This window comes from Flavobacterium sp. UGB4466 (assembly GCF_903469665.1).
Classification (GTDB): Bacteria; Bacteroidota; Bacteroidia; order Flavobacteriales; family Flavobacteriaceae; genus Flavobacterium; species Flavobacterium lipolyticum.
Window position 1 is genome coordinate 1 of record NZ_CAGKLC010000301.1, and the last position, 278, is coordinate 278.

The 278-nt window shown below is 42.8% G+C and carries 1 protein-coding gene; it reads right to left on the minus strand.

All coding sequences use genetic code 11. From position 1 onward, the window contains the following. Nucleotides 1-278, minus strand: a 278-nt coding sequence (locus tag JO950_RS22150) for an AMP-binding protein (RefSeq protein ID WP_202704571.1), incomplete at both ends; no start/stop codon positions are given.

Sequence of the window (278 nt, forward strand, 5' to 3'; positions counted from 1 at the left end):
CTATGTTCGAGCATTACTCCTTTTGGATTCCCTGTCGAACCTGAGGTGTAGATCACATAAATCAGGTTCTCCGGTTGAGACCTGCGAGTCTCTACATCTTTAGCATAACGCTCCTGGTTTTCTTTGAACTTGCTTAACTCTTGCTCATCCAGGCAAACCTTACACTGAGTATCTTCTTTTATATAGTCTATTCTTTCCTGTGGGTATTGCGGATCAATAGGAACATAAGCTCCTCCCGATTTTAACACACCCAATATCGACACAATCATCCACTCGCT